The sequence below is a fragment of the Pseudomonas sp. AG1028 genome (assembly GCF_007993955.1).
Lineage (GTDB): Bacteria > Pseudomonadota > Gammaproteobacteria > Pseudomonadales > Pseudomonadaceae > Aquipseudomonas > Aquipseudomonas straminea.
Window position 1 is genome coordinate 95,402 of sequence record NZ_VIVP01000012.1, and the last position, 20,931, is coordinate 116,332.

A 20,931-nucleotide genomic window follows, 5' to 3' on the forward strand; every position below is an offset into this window, starting at 1 on the left:
CATTGACGCGGATCAATAGCCGCCGGAGGCCCATAGCGGCAGAACGCCGCAGCTACTCGAACAGTGCGTCGAGGGCCTGCTCCAGGCGCGTCACGGCGACCACCTGCAAGCCGGGCGGCGACTCCTTCGGCGCATTGGCCTTGGGCACGATGGCGCGTTTGAAGCCATGCTTGGCGGCTTCTTTCAAACGCTCCTGACCGCTGGGCACCGGGCGAATCTCGCCGGAAAGGCCGACTTCGCCGAACACCAGCAAGTCGTGGGGCAGCGGCCGGTTGCGCAGGCTGGAAATCACCGCCGAGATCAGCGCCAGGTCGGAGGCAGTTTCCAGCACCTTCACGCCGCCGACCACGTTGAGGAACACATCCTGGTCATAGGTGGGAATGCCGCCATGGCGGTGCAGCACCGCGAGCAGCATGGCCAGGCGATTCTGATCAAGCCCAAGCGTCACCCGCCGTGGGTTGGCCATATGGCTGGTGTCGACCAGCGCCTGCACTTCCACCAACATCGGCCGGGTGCCTTCCCAGGTGGCCATGACGATGCTGCCCGGCACCTCTTCCTGGGCGCGGGTGAGGAAGATCGCCGAGGGGTTGCTGACTTCCTTGAGGCCCTTGTCGGTCATGCCGAACACGCCTAGCTCGTTGATCGCGCCGAAGCGATTCTTCACCGCGCGCAACAGGCGCAGGCGGCCATCGGGATCGCCCTCGAAATACAGCACGGTATCGACCATGTGCTCGAGCACCCGCGGGCCGGCCAGGGCGCCCTCTTTCGTCACGTGACCGACCAGGAAGATTGCCGTGCCGCTCTGCTTGGCGAAGCGCACCAGCAGCGCCGCACTCTCGCGCACCTGGGCGACGCCGCCGGGTGCGGACTGCAGTTGCTCGGTGAAGATGGTCTGGATCGAGTCGATCACCATCACCTTGGGCTTTTCATGGCGGGCGGTGGCGATGATGCTTTCGATGCAGGTCTCGGTCATCACCTTGAGCTTGTCTTCCGGCAGGCCCAGACGCCGGGCGCGCATCGCCACCTGCTGCTGGGATTCCTCGCCGGTGACGTACAGCGCCGGAAACCGCTGGGCGACGTTGCACAGGGTCTGCAGCAGGATGGTCGACTTGCCGATGCCGGGGTCGCCGCCGATCAGCACCACCGAGCCGTCCACCAGGCCGCCGCCGAGCACGCGGTCGAGTTCGCCGGACGCGGTGGAAAAGCGCGCAACTTCCTCGACGCTGACTTCGGCCAGGGTCTTCAACTGCGCCTGCTGCCCGGCCCAGCCGGTTCGCCCGCTGGGCGCCGCAGCGCCGCCGGCTTCGATCATGGTTTCGGTGAGGGTATTCCAGGCTCCGCACTCGCCGCATTGCCCGGCCCACTTGGGAAAGGTCGCGCCGCACTCGGTGCAGCCGTACAAGCGTTTGGCCTTGGCCATGGGAGTCGTCCTGCCTGATCGATCGAGGCCGAAACGATACCGAACAACTGGATAAATTTACAGACCTGTGCGCGCAGGCTATCGGCGGTGCACCGGCCAGGTCGATAATGCGCCGCTCCCCTGCCCCGAGAACCGTGATGTCCATCGAACTGATTCCCGCCAGCGCCGATCAATTGCCGCTGATCCGCAACCTCTATCAGTTCTATGCCTACGAGTCGTCGGACTGGGAGCAGGAGGATGTTGAGATCGATGGCCGGTTCTACGTGCACGAGCCGCATCTGCAGCGCTACTGGCAGGACCAAGGCTGGAGCGCCGGACTGATTCTGGTCGACGGTTTCATCGCCGGCTTTCTGCTGCTTGAGGCCTGCGAAAAACCGGACGTTGCAGATATGGAGTTCGCCGACCTGTTCCTGCTCAGGAAATACCGGCGCCTGGGCATTGGTCGCGCGTTACTTCAACAGACGGTCAGCGACGGGCGCCGTTGGCTAGTTTGTTGTTACGAGCAGGATGAGCTGGCGAGCGCTTTCTGCCGGCAGGTGCTGAGCGAGCTGCCGTACAAGGTGCGTGAACTGGATAAAGAGCCGGAAGAGCCGGGGCTGCGGCGCTTTGTGGTGCAGGCCTGATTGCCGGTAGAAATGGAGAACCCGGGTTACGCCTGCGGCTAACCCAGGCTACAGAAACCAGCCCGTAGCCTGGCGTTGAGCGCAGCGATACCCAGGCATCCATCAAACATCGCTGCACCCAATATCGACTGAGGCTCAGCGCTCGGTGAGCTCCTGCACGATCTTGTCCTTGAGCAGCACCCGCTCGCGGCGCAGGCGGCCCAGGGTTTCGTCGTCGAAGGACTGGTTGCCGGACTCGAGTTCGACGATGCGTTTGTCCAGATCCTGGTAGCGGCCTACCAGGCCATCGAACCCCGGATGGCTCTTGCGACGCTCGGTCAGGGCGTCGCCGAACTCACGAAATTCTTCGCGCAGATTGTGCTCGGCGGTCATGGGGCGCTCCTCTATGGTGGGGTGGTGATCCATTGACCTTAGCGCATGTTCACGATCTGCTGCGCGTCGGCGCTCCTGCGTTAAAAACAAGCTCGGAATGCTCATTTACCACTCGTAAACTCCGCTTCCTCGCTTGTTTTTGCCTTGGATCGCTCTAGCTCGCGAGATCGTGAATAAGCTCTTCGCCCATCACCACCGACACGCCCGCCCGACGAGTTGCATCAACCGCCGCAGTGGTTGCCGCTGTTGCAACATTCACCGCGCGCCTTGCGCTGCTGACGCGCCAGATCCTCGCGCAAACCGGAGCGGCGCAATTTCAGGGCAGCCAGGCTTAGCCCGTCAGGCCGCTCCAGGCCATTTTCAATCCGGGCGATACGCCGGTCGACATCGTCGTGCTGCTCCACCAGCGCCGCATAGGCGGGGTTACCGTGCAGCCGCGCGGCGGTGTCGGATTGGGCGGAATAGTCGATATGCATGGCCAGGCTCCTAAAAATGATGTGGCCACTCTAATCAGGTGGAAGACCCTTGCCGTTGATCCTCGTCAACCGCGCAAAGCGCCAGGCCACCGCTGGTCGTCCGTGCGCAAAGCACCGATGCAGAGCGCTGCAGCGAACCGGCTTGTATCAACTTCCGGTAATAAATTCGGACAATGCCGCGACCTGGGGGTCACAAACCTAACGCCAGCCGAACGCCAATCATGGCAGACCGCTAGCGGTGCTTTACACTTCAGCGCACCAAACAGATCCAGGGGGTTACACATGAGCATCATCAACGAATTCAAGGCCTTCGCGGTCAAGGGCAACGTCGTCGACATGGCGGTCGGTATCATCATCGGCGCGGCCTTCGGCAAGATCGTCTCGTCCTTCGTCGGCGACGTGATCATGCCGCCCCTGGGGCTGCTGATCGGTGGAGTGGACTTCTCGGACCTGGCCATCACCCTCAAGGCCGCCGAGGGCGATATCCCGGCCGTGGTGCTGGCTTATGGGCGCTTCATCCAGACGGTGATCGACTTCATCATCATCGCCTTCGCGATCTTCATGGGCGTCAAGGCGATCAACCGCCTCAAGCGCGAAGAAGCCGCCGCGCCGTCGGTGCCACCAGCGCCGAGCACCCAGGAAGTACTGCTGACGGAAATCCGCGACCTGCTCAAGAGCCAGCAGCACAAGGATTGATCAGGCAGCAGAGCAGTAAAGAAAACGGCGCCTCCAGGGCGCCGTTTCCATGTCCAGCTGTGGTCACGCAGCCGACTCGCCGCCCGGCTTGAGCAGTACGCGGGTGATGCGCCGTTCCTTCACCTCGATCACCGTCAGCTCCCAGCCCAGGTACTCGACCTTGTCGCCGATCAGCGGCAGACGGTCCAGTAGGCTCATGGCCAAGCCGGCCAGGGTCTGGTAATCGTCGGTCGGCTTGGCCGCGAAGTTCATCCGCTCGCGCAGCACCGCCAGGTTGACCGCACCGTTGACCCGGTAGCCACCATCCACTTCCTCGACGTCCGGGCCGTCCACTTCGCTGGCATCCGGCAGTTCGCCAGCGATGGCCTCGAGGATGTCGGTCAGGGTCAGCAGGCCTTCGAAGCCGCCGAACTCGTTGACCACGAAGGCCACGTGGGTCGAGCCCTGGCGCATCTGCTCCAGGGAACTGAGCACGCTGGAGCTGTCCGGCAGGTTGATCGGCGCGCGTACCAGGCTTTCGATATCCGGCTGCTGGCCCTTGAGCAGTTCCTTGAACAGCTCCTTCTTATGCACGTAGCCCAGGGGCTCGTCGCGCGTTTCGTTGCGGATCACCACCAGGCGCGAGTGCGGTGAGTCGAGCAGCGCCTGCTGGATCTTCTCCGGGGCGTCGTCGAGGTTGATGCAGTCGACCTCCATGCGGTCGGTCATGACCTTCTGGATCGACAGCTCGGCCATGTTCAGCACACCGCTGATCATCACCCGCTCACGGCGGTCGAACAGCGCGGTTTCGCCCTGCTCGCCCTCGAGCATGTCGGCGATGTCCTCGCCGACTTCATCGGCCTGCACCTTGCCGCCAAGCATGCGCATCACCGCGTGGGCGGTGCGGTCACGCAGGCCGCGCTGGCCCTGCAGGCTGCGCTTGCGGCGCGAACGGGCGATCTGGTTGAACAGCTCGATAAGGATCGAGAAGCCGATGGCCGCGTACAGGTAACCCTTCGGAATGTGGAAGCCCAGGCCTTCGGCGGTCAGGCTGAAGCCGATCATCATCAAGAAGCCCAGGCACAGCATGATCACCGTCGGGCGGGCGTTGACGAAGGCGGTCAGCGGCTTGCTGGCGACGATCATCAGGCCGATGGAGATGATCACCGCGATCATCATCACTTCCAAATGCTCGACCATACCGACGGCAGTGATCACCGCGTCCAGGGAGAACACCGCGTCGAGCACGATGATCTGCGCCACCACCGGCCAGAACTTGGCGTAGGTGCGCGAGCCGCCATGCTGATGGGTGCGCCCTTCGAGTCGCTCGTGCAGCTCCATGGTGGCCTTGAACAGCAGGAACACACCACCGAACAGCATGATCAGGTCACGGCCGGAGAAGGACTTGCCGAACACCTCGATCAGCGGATCGGTCAGCGTCACCAGCCAGGCCATGCTGGCCAGCAGGCCCAGGCGCATGATCAGCGCCAGGCTCAGGCCGATCACCCGCGCGCGGTCACGCTGCTCGGGCGGCAGCTTGTCGGCGAGGATGGCGATGAACACCAGGTTGTCGATGCCCAGCACGATTTCCAGGACGATCAGGGTCAACAGGCCCAGCCAGGCCGTCGGATCAGCGATCCATTCCATTTAGTGTGTAGCTCTCTCTAGGGGAAAACGGAGACGGCCGAACGCGGCGCGCATGCAGGGCGCAGGCGCGTGAAGTCTCGGCTGTCGGGAAGGATGCGCAGCGCTGTGCTGCACGATGGGCGCGCGCCGGGCGGCGCTGCCTTTGGGAAGCGCCCTCGTCCGTAATGGCGAGGGCGGTCGACTACTGTCGCTGTCCATGTAGACCGGATAGTGGGAAACAGACCCTGCAATCTACTGGAGCACGAGTCACACCGAAAGCGGCAAGTTTGTAACCGTGCTTTACATGCCTGGCCTGGGCACCAGCCGACGGCCTTACCAGTAGTTCTCCACGGCGACCTGGCCAGGCCGCCGGGTCAGGCTGAGGTTCATGTTGCGCGCCTTCAGGCACTGGCGGATGTCGTCGATCATCTGCGGGTTGCCACAGATCATCACCCGCGAATGTTCGGGGGTCAGCTCAAGACCGGCGGCACGCTCCAGCTCACCGTTTTCGATCAGCTGGGTGATGCGCGCATTCAGGCAGCCCGGCGCCTGCTCGCGGGTGACCACCGGCACATAGGTGAGCTTGTGGGTGTACTCGGCCAGATGCTCCAGCTCGGCGAAGCCGTGGATCATGTCCTGATAGGCCAGCTCGGCCAGGGTGCGCGCGCTGTACACCAGCACGATGCGCTCGAAGCGCTCCCAGATTTCGAAGTCCTGCAGCATCGACAGGAACGGCGCGATGCCGGTGCCGCTGCCCAGCAGCCACAGGTCGCGGCCATCGACGAAGCGATCCAGGGTCAGATAACCGGTGGCCATCTTCTCCACCAGCAGGGTGTCGCCGACACGCAGACGGCTCAGTTCGCTGGTGAACTCACCGCCGGGTACCACGATGGAAAAGAACTCCAGGTGCTCGTCATGGGGCGCGGAAACCAGCGAATAGGCACGCCAGACCACCGAGCCATCGGCCTTCTCCACACCCAGGCGCACGAACTGCCCGGCGCGAAAGCGAAACCCGGCATCGCGGGTGGTGCGCAGGGTGAACAGGCTGGGCGTCAGGGTCTGTACGTCGAGAAGGGTCTGGCGGGTGAATTTGTCTTCGCTACTCATCGGCGGCTCCGTCTGGGCTCATGGGGCCTAGTGTCGCGCAAAGCGGCAGCTGGAAACACCGGTAAAGATCAGGGAGAACGGTTGGGCGAGATCGCCGGGTGCACGGTTTCGATGTGATTGGTGGATAAGCTTCGCGTTATCCAACCGATGGGCGATGCACGGTGTCGCTTCGCTCAACACGGGCCACGGCAGAGGGCATTTGCGCGGTTCTCCTGTGGGAGCGCGCCATATGCGCGAATCGCGGGCATGGCCCGCTCCCACACCGATGACTACCTGCACCGATCACGTCCGATCCACCGCCCACAAAAAAGCCGACCCTGAGGTCGGCTTTCTCTAACTAAGCAGCCAGCGCTTACAGCGCGTCGCGGCTGCTGGCGCCATCCACCAGGCGGGCGATCTGCAGCGGGTTGGCGTTCTTCAACGCGTCAGGCAGCAGGGCGTCCGGGCAGTTCTGGTAGCACACCGGGCGCAGGAAGCGGTCGATGGCCAGGGTGCCGACGGAGGTGCCGCGGGCGTCGGAAGTCGCCGGGTACGGGCCGCCGTGCACCATGGAGTCGCAGACTTCCACGCCGGTCGGGTAGCCGTTGAACAGCACACGGCCGACTTTCTGCTCGAGCAGCGCGAACAGCGCTTCGCTGCCGGCCAGGTCGCCCGGCTCGGTGAGCAGGGTGGCGGTCAACTGGCCGTGCAGGCCGTTGATGGCCTTGAGCAGTTCGGCCTTGTCAGCTACTTCGACGACGATGGTGGTCGGGCCGAAGACTTCTTCCTGCAGCAGTTCGTCGCCGTTCAGCAGCAGGCTGACATCGGCTTTGAACAGTTGCGGGCGAGCCTGGTTGCCTTCCTGCTTGGCACCGGTCAGGTGGGTGATGCCCGAATGTGCGTTGAGCGCTTCCAGGCCTTTCACGTAGCTCTTCAGGGTGCCGGCGTTGAGCATGGTTTGCGGCTGCTGCTCGGCCATCTTGGCGGTGAAGGTTTCCAGGAAGGCGCTGAACTCCGGCGAACGAATACCGATCACCAGGCCCGGGTTGGTGCAGAACTGACCACAGCCCATGACCACCGAACCGGCCAACTCGCCAGCGATCTTCTCGCCACGGGCCTTGGCGGCTTCTGGCAGCAGGATGACCGGGTTGATGCTGCTCATCTCGGCGAACACCGGGATCGGCTGCGGGCGTGCCGCGGCCATGTCGCACAGGGCGCGACCGCCTTTGAGCGAGCCGGTGAAGCCGACGGCCTGGATGGCCGGGTGCTTGACCAGCGCCTCGCCAACGCCGGAGCCGTAGATCATGTTGAACACGCCTTTGGGCATGCCGGTTTTCTCGGCGGCGCGCAGGATGGCTTCACCCACGTGGGCAGCAGTGGTCATGTGGCCGCTGTGGGCTTTGAAGACCACCGGACAACCGGCGGCCAGCGCGGCGGCGGTGTCGCCGCCGGCGGTGGAGAAGGCCAGCGGGAAGTTGCTGGCACCGAATACGGCAACCGGGCCCAGGCCGATGCGGTACTGGCGCAGATCCGGGCGCGGCAGCGGCTGGCGATCCGGCAGGGCGCGGTCGATACGAGCGCCGTAGAAGTCGCCGCGGCGCAGCACCTTGGCGAATAGACGCATCTGGCCGCTGGTGCGGCCGCGCTCGCCCTGGATACGGGCGGTCGGCAGGGCGGTTTCGCGGGTTACGGTGGCGACGAACTCGTCACCCAGGGCGTCCAGCTCGTCGGCGATGGCGTCAAGGAACTCGGCACGCTTGGCGGCGGAAAGGCTGCGGTAAGTCGGGTAGGCAGCAGCGGCAGCTTTGGCAGCAGCATCGACTTCTTCAGGGGTGGCCTGGATGAAATCGTAGGAAAGGGCTTCGCCAGTAGTGGCGTCGTGACTCTTGTGGACTACGGAGCCGGCTGCGCTGTAGGCGCCGCCGATGATGTTATGGCCATTAACGGACATGAATATTCCTCCTGTGGAAAACCAAGCGGGGCCCTAAGGCCCCGGTGAACAGTGTTTACAGAGCGGTCACGCCACCCGGCTCGAGCGGTTCAGCTGCCGCTACCAAGCCATTGCGCAGGGGCGCGCCGAACTCTTTCATCTCAATCTCGAAGGTATCGCCAGGCTGCGCCTGGATGCCGTCGGCATAGGACAGGGTCGCGGTGCCGAAGTAATGCACGTGCACGTCGCCCGGGCGCAGGAACTGCTGGTACTTGAAGTGGTGGAACTCCAGGTTCTCCAGGCTGTGGCACATGTTCTCCTCGCCACTGAGAAATTCCTTCTCCCAGATGACCTCGCCACCGCGATGAATGCGGCTGGTGCCCGACAAATGGGCCGGCAGCGCACCGACGCGCAGCTCTGGCCCGTAGGCACAGGCGCGCAGCTTGGAATGCGCCAGGTACAGGTAATTCCGGCGCTCCAGCACGTGGTCGGAGAACTCGTTGCCCAAGGCATAACCCAGGCGATAGGGCTTGCCGTCGTCACCGATCACATACAGGCCGACCAGCTCGGGCTCCTCACCGCCGTCTTCGGCGAACACCGGCAGCGGCAGTTCGGCGCCAGGGCGCACGACGATGCTGCCGTCACCCTTGTAGAACCACTCCGGCTGCGCACCGACCTGGCCGGCAGCCGGTTTGCCGCCTTCCAGGCCCCAGCGGAAGATGCGCATGGTGTCGGTCAGGGTGGCTTCGTCCTGGCCTTTCTGCTGGTGCATCTTGTCGCGGGTCGAGGCGCTGCCCAGGTGCGTCAGGCCGGTGCCGCTGATCAGGCAATGGGCCGAATCCTCATGGTCCAGCGGCGGCAGGATGCGCCCACTCTGCTGCAGTTCGGCGTAGGACGGGCCGGCGTCGCTGCCGCGGCTCTCGACTTCGCCCTGCAGGCTGCGCCCGGCGCGGATCGCCGCCAGCGCCAATTCGCGGGTGCTGGCCACGTCACGCACGGTACGGATGGCGTCGCCTTCGACAACGCCGACCTGGCGCTGGCCGCTGGTGGTTTCGAACTGGATCAGTCGCATGGCTTATCTCTCTTGTCAGTCTTGCCCGAACGGGTACAGAGCAGACTTTACGAACTGCGCGCCAGCCTGCCTAATGACAGGCTCTGATCAAGCAATAACCGATGGTTATCACCATGCTCGCTTCCCTGCCCGCCCTGGTTTCCCGACTGCGCCTGAAACAGCTGCGCCTGCTGATCGCCCTCGACGAACAGGGCTCGCTGCACAAGGCCGCCGACGCTGTGGCGATCAGCCAGCCAGGCGCGACCAAGGCGCTCAACGAAATCGAATCGGCATTCGGCACGCGGCTGTTCACCCGCACCAGTCAGGGCCTGGAAGCCAACGACCTGGGGCGCTGCGCGATTCGCTACGCGCGGCTTATCCACAGCGACCTGGCGCACCTGCGCGAAGAAATGCTCGGCATCCTCCAGGGCCAGGGCGGCCGCCTGGTGGTGGGCGTGATCATGGGTGCGGTGCCGCACCTGACCCGCGCGCTGTCACGCTTGCGCGCGCGCCAGCCGGAGCTGTCGGTGGAAATCGTCGAGGACACCAGTGCGCGGCTACTCAGCCTGATCGACCAGGGCCGCGTCGACCTGGCGATCTGCCGCACCAGCGTGAGCCGCCGGCCGGACGATTACGACTGCCTGAGCCTGCATGACGAACAGCTGAAAGTGGTGGCCAGCCCCGCCCACCCGCTGGCGAGCACGCCGGGCCTGAACCTGGCGCAACTGGCCGCCTACAGCTGGGTGGTGTTCCCGGCGAACATGCCGATGCGCCTGGTGCTGGAGCGGGCCTTCAGCGACGCCGAGCTGGAGTTTCCGCGCTATCCGCTGGAAACCGCGTCGACCTTCGCCACCCTGATGCTGCTGCAGGAAGATCCGAACCTGGTGGCGCTGATGCCGCGGGAAACAGCCCAGTCGGCGGCGCGCGCCGGCCAGCTGGCGTGCCTGGAGCTGGCTCAGGTACTGCGCAGCGAGCCCTACGGGGTGATCAGCCGACGTGGCTCGCCGCTGTCATCGCCGGCGCGATTGCTGTTGGAGGAGTTGCGCGCTTCGTAGTCATAGCTTCGTAGATGGGGCGGACCGTAGGATGGGTGCAATCCATCAATCCCGATGGGTTGCACCCATCCTACGGCCTTGCGCAGATCTAAATGTGGGAGCGGGCGGGGACGCCCAGTCCATGCCCGCGAAAAATCGCGAGCATGCCACACGCTCACATAGCAGCCTGACTTAACCAATCAGCGCCGATTGACCGTCTGCGCCGCCCGCAGCACATCAGCACCGATCTCCGCCTCGAAACGCTGCCACACCGGGCGCATCGCTTCGCGCCAGGCTTCGCGCTGCTCGTGGGTCAGGGTGATGATCTGCGCGCGGCCGGCGGCGACCAGTTGCTCGCGGCTCTTGCGGTTCAGCTCCTCGGCGTCCTGATTCACCTTGAAGCTGACCTCCTCGATGATCGCTTCCAGCTGGGTACGCACCTGATAGGGAATGCTGATCCAGAACTTGGAGTTGCTGATCAGCATGTAGTTGAGCGAACCGTGGTTGGTTTCGGTGATGAACGGCTGCACGCTGTCGAGCTTCTGGCTGGCCAGGTTAGACCAGGGGTTTTCCGCGCCCTGCACGGTGCCCTTCTGCAGCGCCGCCAGGGTTTCACTGAAGGCCAGCTTGCTGGTGCTGGCGCCAATCTGGGCGAACTGCGCTTCCAGTACCGGCGACGGCTGGATACGGAAGTTCAGGCCCTTGGCGTCAGCGGGAACCTTCAGCGCGCGGGTGGCGGAAAGCTGTTTCATGCCGTTGTTCCAGTAGGCCAGGCCGTAGATGTCCTGGCCGGCCATGGAGCGCAGCAGCTCGCGGCTCTTCTCACGCTTCTGGAAGCGTTTCACCGCTTCCAGGTCATCGAACAGGAACGGCAGGTCGAACACCTGCAACTGCTTGGTGTAGGCATCGAACTTGGACAGCGACGGCGCCAGCAACTGCACCTTGCCGTCACGCAGCGCCTGCAGCTCGTCCTCGTCACCGAACAGCGTGGAATTGGGGTACACCTCGACCTTCACCTTGTCGCCCAGGCGCTGCTCCACCAGCTCCTTGAACAGCTGCGCACCGCGGCCCTTCGGGGTGTCTTCGGCGACCACGTGGGAGAACTTGATGACGATGGGCTCGGCGGCGAAGGCCGGCGTGCAGATCAGCAGCGCGGCTGACAGGACGGTGGTGACAACGGACTTGAACATGCAGATACCTTGGCAATGGCAGCACGGCAGGCGCACGGGGCACCCACCTGAAAAAAGGGACTCATCTGGACTGGCCTCGGCGAGGCACTGGCGACGCGTTGTCGGCTGGGTCCGCAGCGGGTGCGGAAGGGCCGACTATTATTGGAGGGGCTGCGGATATGACCGGCGGGTTGGCAAATGACCGGCAGGGCAGCGGCCGCGATTCTTCGCGATTGGCATCTGCCGAACAAGCCGCAAATACGCCAACTGCCGCACAACCTGAAGATTTCCCGTGGCAGAATGCGCCCCGCCACGCACACCACGAGATCAGCATGTCGTCGTCCTTCGTCACCCCGTTCGCCACCCTCGACCTGCAGCGCCAGCCCGAGCAACCCGGCATGCCGCTGCAAGCCTTCGATGCCGCCGATGCCTATCTGCTCGATCAGGTGCAGGCACTGCCGGCCGACGCACGCGTGCTGCTGCTCAACGACAGCTTTGGCGCCCTCGCCTGCGCCCTCGCCGGCCGCGCCCGGGTAACCAGCAGCGGCGACTCGCACCTCGGCCACCTGGCGCTGCGCCTCAACCTGGCGCGCAATGGCCTCGCCGAAGACGCGGTGACGTTCATCCCGGCCAGCGAGGCAGCGAGTGGGCCGTTCGACCTGGTGCTGATCCGCATCCCGAAAACCCTGGCGCTGCTGGAAGAACAGCTGATCCGCCTGCACGGCCAGCTCGCGCCAGGCGCCCAGGTGATCGCCGGCGCGATGATCAAGCACCTGCCCCGCGCCGCTGGCGACCTGCTGGAGAAGTACATCGGCCCGGTACAGGCTTCGCTGGCGGTGAAAAAGGCCCGTCTGCTGCACGCCACGCCCGAAACTCGGCCTGCGGCGCAGTCGCCCTACCCGACCCGCTACCGCCTCGACAAACCGGCGCTGGAACTCGGCAACCACGCCAACCTGTTCTGCCGCGAAGGCCTGGACATCGGTACCCGCGCCTTCCTGCCGCACCTGCCGCGCCATCTGGACAACCGCCGGGTGGCCGACCTGGGCTGCGGCAACGGCGTGCTGGGCATCGTCTACGCCCTCGGCAGCCCACAGGCCGAGCTGACCCTGGTGGATGAGTCCTACATGGCCGTGCAGTCCGCCGCCGAGAACTGGCAGGCCGCCCTGGGCGAGCGCCCGGTGGCCGTGCGCGCGGGCGACGGCCTGGCCGAGCAGTCTGCCGACTCACTGGACCTGGTGCTGTGCAACCCGCCCTTCCACCAGCAGCAGGTGGTCGGCGACTTTCTCGCCTGGCGCATGTTCCAGCAGGCGCGCAGCGCGCTGGTCACCGGCGGCGAACTGTGGATCGTCGGCAACCGCCATCTGGGCTACCACGCCAAGCTGGCGCGGCTGTTCCGCGGCGTCGAGCAGGTGGCGGCCACCCCGAAGTTCGTGGTGCTGAAGGCGACCAAGTGATCCAGATGAACCCCGGTGTCGCTTCGCTAGACCCGGGCTACCAGAGCGGCCCGTAGCGCAGCGATACCCAGGGAAACCGTCTCTCAGTCGATCAGGCCGTTGGCGTCATGGAACGGATACGGACCCGGGTATTTATCGAAGCCGATGTGAGTGATAAGCCCATGAGCCACGTGCCAGTGGTGCAGCAGATAGCCGAGTGGCTCCAGATTGAAATGCACCAGTGCGCTGGGCTGCAGGTCGAGCACGATCTGGTGGAAAATCCCGGGGCACAAACGGCTGAGGCTACCGGCGAAGCGCCGCTGGATCGGCCAATGCAGGTGCTTGTAAAGCAGTCATTCCATCTGCGGATGACCGTCGATCAGCCACTCCAGCACAGGTCAACTGCGCAACCAGGGAATCACCTATCAATAGGGCCGCATCCCGAGGAGATGCCAGAAGGAAGGTACTGGAGAAAGGCAACGACCACGTCATCCTCAAGGCCTGCGAACGGCTCAAGCAGCAAGACAACAAGCAATTCCTCCCGGTGAAACCAGTCGCAGGGGTCAGCTCCGGCTGCCCTGAAACATCTCCACTCGCTCAGTGACCCAACGGATCAGCTCCTGCGCGCCCGGCGACAATGCAGGGCGTTTCTTTACCAGCAACCGGCCATACACATTATTGAATAGCTCATGGTCGATCTGCTGGCTGATCAGGTGCCCGGAGCTCACGTCGCTCAGGGCAGAGAACTCGGCGATGAAGGTCACTGCATTGGAATTGAGTACATAACGCCTCAACGCGAGAAGCGAATTGGTGACAAGCGCGGGTCTCATAGCCAGGTTTTCTCGGTGAAACACATGCTGCAGTGCCTGCCCGATGCCGAACTCCAAAGGCATGGTCGCAATCGGGTAGCGGATGATGTCATAGAGGCTGACTGGTTGAGTCAGCGTGGCCAAAGGATGGTCTGCCCTGAGCAGCAAGTGAATAGGTTGCCGGCATGAAGCCAAGTAAGTGATTTCATCATGGGGCGGCGGGTTGTAGGCGATACCGAAGTGTGCTCGCCCGGTCGCCACGTATTCCAGCACGGTGTTTACCGGCAAGACATTCAGCGTGATGCGAATACCCGGGTAGACCCGGGAAAACTCGCCGAGCACGTGACTATTGAGAATGTCGACGAAACCCTCGCTCAGGGCGATGCGTACCTCACCTTCCTGCAAGCCTTGCAAGGCACGCAGCTTCTCCTCGAAATGCTCCTGCTGGGACTTGCAACCATGCCAGAACTCCACCAACAACTGTGCGGCGTCCGTGGGTGCTACGCCACGCGGTAGTCGCTCGAACAACTCAGCGCCCACTTCCTCCTCCAGCAACTTGATCTGCCGGGTAATTACAGAGGGCGCCGTGTTCAGGCTTTCCGCCGCAGCGCGCACCGAGCCATGCCTAAAAACCTCGAAGAAATAACGCATTCTGCGCTGATTCAGTTCACGCATCGGTCAGCCTGCTCCATTTCGATACCGTTGCCCTAAAAGCAACGAAACGTCCAAAAAGTTGCTCTTGCTGCACTAGGACCATAGACGCAACATCCTTGGCAAACAACTAGCCAACGGTGGGAAGGCGATGAGCACAGCGACCCGATACAGCCCCGAAGTGATGGCCTTGTACCGCAAGATCGATTTGCGGATTCTCCCCTTCCTGTTGGTGTGTTATTTGTTCGCCTGCCTGGACCGGGTCAACGTCAGCTTCGCCAAGCTACACATGCAGAGCGACCTGGGGCTATCGGATGCTGCCTACGGCCTGGGTGCCGGGATCTTCTTCATTGGCTACGCGCTGTTCGAAACTCCAAGCAATCTGTTAATGATCCGCATTGGAGCTAGGAAGACCTTGAGCCGCGTAATGATCCTCTGGGGCATTACCTCGAGCTGCATGTTCCTGGTCAATAGCGAAACAAGCTTCTACGCCCTGCGCTTTCTGCTGGGAGTGTTCGAAGCCGGCTTTGCCCCCGGCATGATTTACTACCTCACACTGTGGTATGGGCGAGATCGCCTTGGCCGAGTCATGGCCTTCACCATGCTCGCTGGCCCAATCAGCGGCATTATTGGCGCTCCGCTGTCGACTTGGATCATGAGTGAATTTGCTGACGTAGGCGGCCTGCGCGGCTGGCAGTGGATGTTCCTGATCGAAGGGATACCTGCGGTGATGCTGGGCCTGCTGGCACTCAAGGTACTCTCCGACACCCCGGCCAAGGCGATTTGGCTGAGCGCCAAGGAAAAGGCCGCGCACGCCCGGTTAGTGAACAGAGACGCGGGGGGCCACCACGCGCTCGGTGCCGCGCTCAGAGATCCGCGTATCTACCTGATGGCCTTGGGCTACTTCTGTCTGATCTGTGGCATTTACGCGATGAATTTCTGGCTGCCGACGATCATCCGCGACAATGGCGTGGACAACCTGATGACCATCGGCGTGCTCACCGCCATCCCCTATGCGGTGGCGATTCTGTTCATGCTGGCCCTGGGGCGCTCTGCCGACCGCCTGAACGAGCGACGCTGGCACACCGCAGTGCCGGCAGTTCTGGCTGCCGTCTGCCTGGGCGCCGCCACGCTCTTCAAGGGCAGTCTGGGTGCTTCGCTGACCTGCCTGGCGCTGGGCACCGCCCTGCTCTGGGCAGCCTATACGGTGTTCTGGTCGATCCCCCCGCAGTACCTCAAAGGAACCGCAGCGGCCGGCGGCATCGCGGTTATCAACACCATCGGCCTGCTGGGCGGCTTCGTCAGCCCTACCCTGATCGGCCTGCTCAAATCCCATACCGGCCAGGCAGAGTCGGGGATCCTGGCCATGGTGGCGATCATCGCCGTCGGCGCCTTGCTTCTGGCTGCCAACAAACCCAAGGCACAGTCTGGCTTTGAAAGCAGCGTGCCGACAGCCATCCAGAAATGACAGGAATTAAAACCATGCCTTACAAAATTCTGGTTGCTGGTTTCCAGCATGAGACCAACACCTTCGCCCCGAGCAAGGCCCGCTACGAGAACTTCGAGCGCGGCGAGGGCTTCCCGCAGTTGTGCCGGGGCGACGATCTGCTGAAACTACGTGACGTCAACATCCCGGTCGGCGGATTTCTGCGTCAGGCGCAGGCGCTGGATTTCCAGATCGTGCCGGTGATCTGGGCCGGTGCTAGCCCTTCGGCACATGTCGAAAAAGACGCCTACGAACGCATCGCTGGCGAAATCATCGAGGCGACACGGCGGCAAAAAGTGGACGCCATCTATCTGGACCTGCACGGCGCCATGGTCGCGGAGCACACCGACGATGGCGAAGGCACCTTGCTGGCGCGATTGCGGGCGGTGACCGGTGACGCACTGCCCATAGTCGCCTCACTGGACCTGCACGCCAACGTCACCGAGGCGATGCTACGGCATGCGGACGCCCTCACTGCCTATCGCACCTATCCTCACGTAGACATGGCCGACACCGGCGCACGCGCTGCCCAGCTGTTAAACCTGCGCCTGCAACATGGCCGGCTGCATCAGGTCAGCCGCCGCCTGCCGTTCCTCATTCCGCTAAATGGCATGTGCACCCTGCTGGAACCCGCGCAAGGCTTCTACAAACGCCTGCAAGCTCTCGACAGCGCCGAAATATCGTTGTCATTCGCACCCGGCTTTCCGGCCGCCGACTTCGCCGAATGCGGACCGGTCCTCTGGGGTTACGGCACTGACCGTGATGTGCTGGAGCAGCAGGTAGTGGCGCTTTACGACCAACTGTTAAGCGAGGAAGCTCAGTGGGAGGTGCCCTTCCTTTCGCCCGACCAAGCGGTGGCACAGGCCATGACCATCGCTGCCAAGTCCAGTCGCCCTGTGGTGATTGCCGATACCCAGGACAATCCAGGCGCAGGTGGCGATGCCAATACCACGGGCATGATCAAGGCATTACTGCGCAACGGGGCGAAAAACGCCGCCGTGGGTTTGATCTTCGATCCCGAGGCGGTACAAGTGGCGGTGCGTGCCGGTGTCGGCGCACATATCGAGATTAGCCTCGGCGGACAGTCTGGTGTACCGGGAGACAGCCCGCTGCAGGGATGCTTCGAGGTGCTGCACCTGTCCAACGGACAGTGCCATTTCGACGGTCCGATGATGAATGGCATGTTCGCCGATGTAGGGCCAGTGGCCTGCTTGGGTATAGACGGTGTGCAAATCGCGGTCAGCTCGGCGAAGACCCAGATGCTCGATCGTAATCTGTTCAGGGTCGCCGGCATCCAGCCTGAAGATATGAGCATCTTGGTCAACAAGAGCTCAGTACATTTCCGGGCAGACTTCAGCCCTATCGCCGAGCAGATTCTGGTGGCCAAAGCGCCCGGGCCCATGGTCGCGGACCCATCAGACCTGCCCTGGCGCAACCTGGCACCCGGGATCCGCATGAAACCCATGGGGCCGGTTTTCCAGCCTTGCCAGCGCAGCAAGCAATAGCTACAGCAGCACGTCGTGTAAGGATCTGCAGCGGATAAAGGAACGCCGCAGCGGGTCCGGCGCCTAGACTGGAGCAGCGGCTCTCCGGTCACGTCGTTTTAGCCGACGGCCTGGTGGTAGGTGGTACTCAGCAGCAGGTTGTAGCCACGCGAGCGCGGCCTCTTCCATGGGCTGAAACTGCTTGGCGAACACCGGGCTGAAGAGGCTGGGGATCACCACACCGATCAGTTGCGTGGTCTGCAGGCGTAACTGGCGACTCAGCCGATTGGGCGCAAGCCATGCTGGCGAGTGGCTGCGAACGCCTGCTAGCGGGGATGCGGGCTCATCATGGCCGGCGTGGCAGAAGCCGTTGTGCCAGTGGCCCGCGAAACACCTACCGCTGGGCGAACTCTTTCAGATCCGCCTGCTCGCTCGCCTTGAGATCGATCTCATTGGTGAGCGCCTTAACGAGCGCAGATAGTAGTCGCGCGATGAGGGATAACAGTTCGTTTCCAGCCCGCTCCCTTGGACAGGGACGACTGCGCGACCGGTTGGCTAGCTCAATCACTCCCGGCCATCACTACACTCAACACTGCCTTAACAGAGCCACACGTAGCCTGCGGTTGAGCGCAGCGATACCCAGGAACACGCCCCTTACAACGTCAAGGTAAATCGCGACAGCAAGGCGCCGGGCAGCGCCATCGAGCCGGTCTGCCGCGCGCCGTAGGTGCCGCTGGGCAGCAGCAGCTCCGGCTCGCGGGCCAAGGCTTCCAGGTTCGCGCCGAGGAAGTCGAACAGCGAGTCGTCGAAGCGCATGGTGTTCACGGGCGCCTGGATACGGCCGTCCTCGACCCAGAAGGTGGCGAAGCGGGTCATGCCGGTCAGGCGCCCGGCCGGCAGGTCGGAGAAGTTGGCGTACCACAGGTTGCCGATATACAGCCCGGTACCGAGGCGCTGCAGGATCTCGCCCTCCTCCAGCTCGCCGCCGTGCATCTGCAGGGAGAACGGGTATTCGCCGCTGCCCGCGCCGTTGGCGATCAACCCGTGTTCGGCGGCGCTGCGTGAGCTGACCAGGCGCTCGCCCGCTTTGCCCTGGCTGACCAGGCGCAGCGGCTGGCGTGGCCCTTCACGGGTGAAGGCCGGCGCCAGGCCGCCTTCGATACGCTCGTCCAGCGTCACCTTGTCGCTCAAGCTGGCGCTGCCGGCGAACAGCCGCTGCAGCGGGCTGCCACCGGTGGCCAGCGCCTCGGCGGAAAAGCCCCAGGCGAACAACCCGAACAATTCTTCCAGCGCCGCTGGCGTCAGGTAGGTGCGATACGCTCCTGGCTTCAGTTCATGGGCGGGTTTGCCCAGGTATTCCAGTTGCTCACGGGCGAACGCCAATTTGCGCGCGAAGGCCTGGGAATCCCATTGCTCGCCGGCGTAACTGCTTTTCACAGCCTGACCGTTTTCGTGGAACAGGCTGAATTCGAAATTGAAACTGCTCGCCGCATGCCAGCCGAAAGCTCCCCAGGAACTGGCGAAGCCCTGATACTGCGGCCCGGCGGCGTAGAAGCCGACCAGATCCAGCCCGGCGGCTGCCTCGTTGATCTGCGCGATGGCAACCTCGCTGTGCTGGGCCGCGTCCCCCGACGCGGTTTCGCTGCGCCAGGCTTCGCGGTTCAGGCGCAGATAGGGGTCGTCGGCGAGCGTCGGCAGTACCGCGCGCAGCCGTTGCAGCGCCTGGTCGAGGCGCGGCAGGTCGTCGTCGATCACCCCGCTCAGGGCCAGCTCGAAGTCGCCATGCCGCTCGCCCTGGTACAACGCCAGGGTGGCGTACACCTGCTGCACCTGGCCGGCCTGGCGCACGCGGGCGTGGTTGAAGCGGATGAAGTCCGAGGCCTCGGCCTGGTACTCCAGGGTAAAGCCCTCGCCGGCCTGCAGCCCGGCGTTCAGGTGCGCGAGCAGCGCCTCGAAATGCTGACGTGCGTTCATCAGGCGGCCCCTCCAAATACGTCGACATCGGCGAACACGCACGCCGGCGTGGCGTGCCCGACGCGGATCACCTGGTTCGGTTCTCCCTTGCCGCAATACGGCGTGCCCAGCACCTCGAAGGTACTGGCATCGCCGACCGCCTTGAGGTTGCGCCAGAACTGCGCGGAGATGCCACGGTAATTAGGGTTCTTCACCACGCCCTTGAGCTCGCCGTTTTCGATCAGGCGGCCCCACTCGCAGCCGAACTGAAATTTGTTGCGCGCGTCATCGATCGACCATGAGCGGTTGTTGCTCATCAGAATGCCGCGTTCGATGCCGCCGATCAGCTGCTCCAGGCGCTGGTTGCCGGGTTCGACATTGAGGTTGGCCATGCGATCCAGGGTCGGGCGGTTCCAACTGCAGGCGCGGCTGTTGGCGACGCCCTCCAGCCCGCTGCGCCACTGCGACAGCGCGCCACCGAGCGGCCGCTGGAGGATGCCCTCGCGGATCAGGTATTCGCGCTGCGCCGGGGTGCCGTCGTCGTCATGCCGATAGCTGGCCAGCTCGCCCGATACCGTTGGGTCGAAGGTCACGTTGAGCAGCGACGAGCCGTATTGGTAACGGCCGAAATCCTCCTGGTGGATAAAACTGGTGCCGGCGAAATTGCGCTCGTCACCGAGGATGCGATCGAGCTCCAGCGGATGGCCGATGGACTCGTGAATCTGCAGGATCATCTGGTCCGGCATCAGCAGCAGATCACGATGGCCGCTCGGCGTATTGGGCGCCAGCAACAATTGCAGCGCCTCGTCGGCGATACGGCTGGCGGTGCCGACCACGCCCAGCTCGTCGATCACCTCGGCACCGCCCTGGCGCGCCAGGTGGGTGCCGCCAAAACTGCGGCTCTGGCTGTCGGCGCCATCGCTGGCGGTAACGCCCAGCTGCGGGAAAACGTAATGCTGAGCGCGGCGCAAACGGGCGCCGACGCTGTTCAGGTAAATCTGCTCGGTGGCGGTAAAGGTCAGCCCGGCGTACCAGTCCACCAGCCGCTCATCCCGCGGCACCCGCGCCGACTCCGCCGCCAGCAGCTCGTACCAGTACGCCGGGCTGGCGAGCGTTTGCTCATAGCCAGGCATCACGTCATCGGCCTGCTCATGGGGCACCGGCAGCTCATGCAGATCGAGCAGATTGCGCCCCGCCAATTGCCGCGCCAGCCGCTCGGCCTTGTCGAGCGCCGCCTGCAAGCCGGCCTGGCTGAGATCGCTGGTCGCCGCGTAAGCCTCCACCCCAGCCACCCGCACACTGAGCATGGCACCCGCATCGTCGGCGAACGACGGTGCCCGCGCTACATTGCGCCGCACCCAATAACGCTCGGTGGTTTCCCGAACGTGGCGCAGCGACCAGAAATCGGCGGTGCAATGCAGGGCGGCGAAGCGGCGTTGTAAGGTTTCGCTGATGGCAAACATTGCGGGCCCTTTGGGTCGTGATGAATGGGGAGTATGGGAAAAAAATCGTTGAAGGATCAATCGCCCAAGAACAGGGACGACAAGTGACAACGCGCCTAGGTTACTTGGCAATTAAAGAAAGGCACTCGCTGCCCGTGGACAGATGGCAATTTGATAGCTAATGTCGAAGTCAAACTGGGCTGCTCTATAA

Annotated in this window: 17 protein-coding genes and 1 pseudogene; 6 read left to right on the forward strand and 12 right to left on the reverse strand. The window is 63.7% G+C overall.

All coding sequences use genetic code 11. From position 1 onward, the window contains the following. Positions 1-52: 52 nt before the first annotated feature. Positions 53-1,420, reverse strand: coding sequence for a DNA repair protein RadA (gene radA, locus FB481_RS19750; protein WP_027904895.1), 1,368 nt, complete (start codon positions 1,418-1,420; stop codon positions 53-55). A 137-nt stretch (positions 1,421-1,557) separates the two neighbouring features. Here radA and FB481_RS19755 point away from each other — a divergent pair, with 137 nt between their 5' ends. Then, positions 1,558-2,043 carry a GNAT family N-acetyltransferase gene (locus tag FB481_RS19755; protein ID WP_147177471.1) on the forward strand — a complete coding sequence of 162 codons (486 nt, stop codon included), beginning with the start codon at positions 1,558-1,560 and terminating at the stop codon, positions 2,041-2,043. 135 nt (positions 2,044-2,178) lie between these two features. Here FB481_RS19755 and FB481_RS19760 read toward each other — a convergent pair whose 3' ends face one another. Then, the gene (locus tag FB481_RS19760) at positions 2,179-2,415 is read right to left on the reverse strand and encodes a YdcH family protein (RefSeq protein WP_075932254.1); all 237 of its coding nucleotides are present in this window, start codon (positions 2,413-2,415) and stop codon (positions 2,179-2,181) included. Between the two features lie 221 nt (positions 2,416-2,636). Next, positions 2,637-2,891, reverse strand: a complete 255-nt coding sequence (locus FB481_RS19765) for a DUF465 domain-containing protein (protein WP_147177472.1) — start codon at positions 2,889-2,891, stop codon at positions 2,637-2,639. Between the two features lie 282 nt (positions 2,892-3,173). Here FB481_RS19765 and mscL point away from each other — a divergent pair, with 282 nt between their 5' ends. Continuing rightward, positions 3,174-3,587, forward strand: a complete 414-nt coding sequence (gene mscL, locus FB481_RS19770) for a large-conductance mechanosensitive channel protein MscL (RefSeq protein ID WP_147177473.1) — start codon at positions 3,174-3,176, stop codon at positions 3,585-3,587. 63 nt (positions 3,588-3,650) lie between these two features. On the opposite strand, the gene FB481_RS19775 is transcribed toward mscL, so the two are convergent. The 4 genes from FB481_RS19775 to araD1 form a co-directional block, all read right to left on the reverse strand. Then, positions 3,651-5,213 carry a TerC family protein gene (locus tag FB481_RS19775; protein WP_147177474.1) on the reverse strand — a complete coding sequence of 521 codons (1,563 nt, stop codon included), beginning with the start codon at positions 5,211-5,213 and terminating at the stop codon, positions 3,651-3,653. Positions 5,214-5,525: 312 nt separating this feature from the next. Continuing rightward, positions 5,526-6,299, reverse strand: a complete 774-nt coding sequence (locus FB481_RS19780; protein ID WP_013793054.1) for a ferredoxin--NADP reductase — start codon at positions 6,297-6,299, stop codon at positions 5,526-5,528. A gap of 352 nt (positions 6,300-6,651) precedes the next feature. Further along, on the reverse strand, positions 6,652-8,229 hold the full coding sequence (locus FB481_RS19785) for an aldehyde dehydrogenase (NADP(+)) (protein ID WP_147177475.1): 1,578 nt from the start codon (positions 8,227-8,229) through the stop codon (positions 6,652-6,654). A gap of 55 nt (positions 8,230-8,284) precedes the next feature. Continuing rightward, on the reverse strand, positions 8,285-9,280 hold the full coding sequence (gene araD1 / locus FB481_RS19790) for an AraD1 family protein (RefSeq protein WP_147177476.1): 996 nt from the start codon (positions 9,278-9,280) through the stop codon (positions 8,285-8,287). 113 nt (positions 9,281-9,393) lie between these two features. On the opposite strand from araD1, the gene FB481_RS19795 reads away from it, so the two are divergent. Further along, positions 9,394-10,314, forward strand: coding sequence for a LysR family transcriptional regulator (locus FB481_RS19795; protein ID WP_147177477.1), 921 nt, complete (start codon positions 9,394-9,396; stop codon positions 10,312-10,314). 179 nt (positions 10,315-10,493) lie between these two features. Here the strand turns inward: FB481_RS19795 and FB481_RS19800 are convergent, their stop codons facing one another. Further along, complete coding sequence (locus FB481_RS19800) at positions 10,494-11,483, reverse strand: TRAP transporter substrate-binding protein (RefSeq protein WP_147177478.1); 990 nt, start codon at positions 11,481-11,483, stop codon at positions 10,494-10,496. 311 nt (positions 11,484-11,794) lie between these two features. Between FB481_RS19800 and FB481_RS19805 the strand changes: the two genes are divergently transcribed. Further along, positions 11,795-12,916 carry a class I SAM-dependent methyltransferase gene (locus tag FB481_RS19805; RefSeq protein WP_147177479.1) on the forward strand — a complete coding sequence of 374 codons (1,122 nt, stop codon included), beginning with the start codon at positions 11,795-11,797 and terminating at the stop codon, positions 12,914-12,916. Between the two features lie 83 nt (positions 12,917-12,999). Here the strand turns inward: FB481_RS19805 and FB481_RS23400 are convergent. Both FB481_RS23400 and FB481_RS19810 read right to left on the reverse strand, forming a co-directional pair. Further along, positions 13,000-13,287, reverse strand: a pseudogene (locus FB481_RS23400) (phosphodiesterase); the annotation flags it as partial. Positions 13,288-13,458: 171 nt separating this feature from the next. Next, complete coding sequence (locus FB481_RS19810; RefSeq protein WP_147177480.1) at positions 13,459-14,379, reverse strand: LysR family transcriptional regulator; 921 nt, start codon at positions 14,377-14,379, stop codon at positions 13,459-13,461. 160 nt (positions 14,380-14,539) lie between these two features. Between FB481_RS19810 and FB481_RS19815 the strand changes: the two genes are divergently transcribed. Further along, entirely contained in the window at positions 14,540-15,823 is a 1,284-nt protein-coding gene (locus tag FB481_RS19815; RefSeq protein ID WP_256662778.1) for an MFS transporter, read from the forward strand. Continuing rightward, on the forward strand, positions 15,820-17,346 hold the full coding sequence (locus tag FB481_RS19820; RefSeq protein WP_256662779.1) for a M81 family metallopeptidase: 1,527 nt from the start codon (positions 15,820-15,822) through the stop codon (positions 17,344-17,346). Before FB481_RS19815 ends, FB481_RS19820 begins: the two co-directional genes overlap by 4 nt. A 633-nt stretch (positions 17,347-17,979) precedes the next feature. Here the strand turns inward: FB481_RS19820 and FB481_RS19825 are convergent. Beyond that, a complete protein-coding gene (locus FB481_RS19825; protein ID WP_147177482.1) occupies positions 17,980-19,299 on the reverse strand; it encodes a TldD/PmbA family protein in 1,320 nt (439 codons plus the stop codon). Beyond that, a complete protein-coding gene (locus FB481_RS19830) occupies positions 19,299-20,741 on the reverse strand; it encodes a TldD/PmbA family protein (protein ID WP_147177483.1) in 1,443 nt (480 codons plus the stop codon). Before FB481_RS19830 ends, FB481_RS19825 begins: the two co-directional genes overlap by 1 nt. Between the last annotated feature and the right edge of the window lie 190 nt (positions 20,742-20,931).

Coding starts and splice junctions, on each gene's coding strand:
- FB481_RS19760 (WP_075932254.1), bottom strand. CDS start 2,415: ATGACCGCCGAGCACAATCTGCGCGAAGAATTTCGTGAGTTCGGCGAC.
- mscL (WP_147177473.1), top strand. CDS start 3,174: ATGAGCATCATCAACGAATTCAAGGCCTTCGCGGTCAAGGGCAACGTC.
- FB481_RS19795 (WP_147177477.1), top strand. CDS start 9,394: ATGCTCGCTTCCCTGCCCGCCCTGGTTTCCCGACTGCGCCTGAAACAG.
- FB481_RS19800 (WP_147177478.1), bottom strand. CDS start 11,483: ATGTTCAAGTCCGTTGTCACCACCGTCCTGTCAGCCGCGCTGCTGATC.
- FB481_RS19775 (WP_147177474.1), bottom strand. CDS start 5,213: ATGGAATGGATCGCTGATCCGACGGCCTGGCTGGGCCTGTTGACCCTG.
- FB481_RS19765 (WP_147177472.1), bottom strand. CDS start 2,891: ATGCATATCGACTATTCCGCCCAATCCGACACCGCCGCGCGGCTGCAC.
- radA (WP_027904895.1), bottom strand. CDS start 1,420: ATGGCCAAGGCCAAACGCTTGTACGGCTGCACCGAGTGCGGCGCGACC.
- FB481_RS19815 (WP_256662778.1), top strand. CDS start 14,540: ATGGCCTTGTACCGCAAGATCGATTTGCGGATTCTCCCCTTCCTGTTG.
- FB481_RS19825 (WP_147177482.1), bottom strand. CDS start 19,299: ATGAACGCACGTCAGCATTTCGAGGCGCTGCTCGCGCACCTGAACGCC.
- FB481_RS19785 (WP_147177475.1), bottom strand. CDS start 8,229: ATGTCCGTTAATGGCCATAACATCATCGGCGGCGCCTACAGCGCAGCC.
- FB481_RS19830 (WP_147177483.1), bottom strand. CDS start 20,741: ATGTTTGCCATCAGCGAAACCTTACAACGCCGCTTCGCCGCCCTGCAT.
- FB481_RS19780 (WP_013793054.1), bottom strand. CDS start 6,299: ATGAGTAGCGAAGACAAATTCACCCGCCAGACCCTTCTCGACGTACAG.
- araD1 (WP_147177476.1), bottom strand. CDS start 9,280: ATGCGACTGATCCAGTTCGAAACCACCAGCGGCCAGCGCCAGGTCGGC.
- FB481_RS19820 (WP_256662779.1), top strand. CDS start 15,820: ATGACAGGAATTAAAACCATGCCTTACAAAATTCTGGTTGCTGGTTTC.
- FB481_RS19755 (WP_147177471.1), top strand. CDS start 1,558: ATGTCCATCGAACTGATTCCCGCCAGCGCCGATCAATTGCCGCTGATC.
- FB481_RS19810 (WP_147177480.1), bottom strand. CDS start 14,379: ATGCGTGAACTGAATCAGCGCAGAATGCGTTATTTCTTCGAGGTTTTT.
- FB481_RS19805 (WP_147177479.1), top strand. CDS start 11,795: ATGTCGTCGTCCTTCGTCACCCCGTTCGCCACCCTCGACCTGCAGCGC.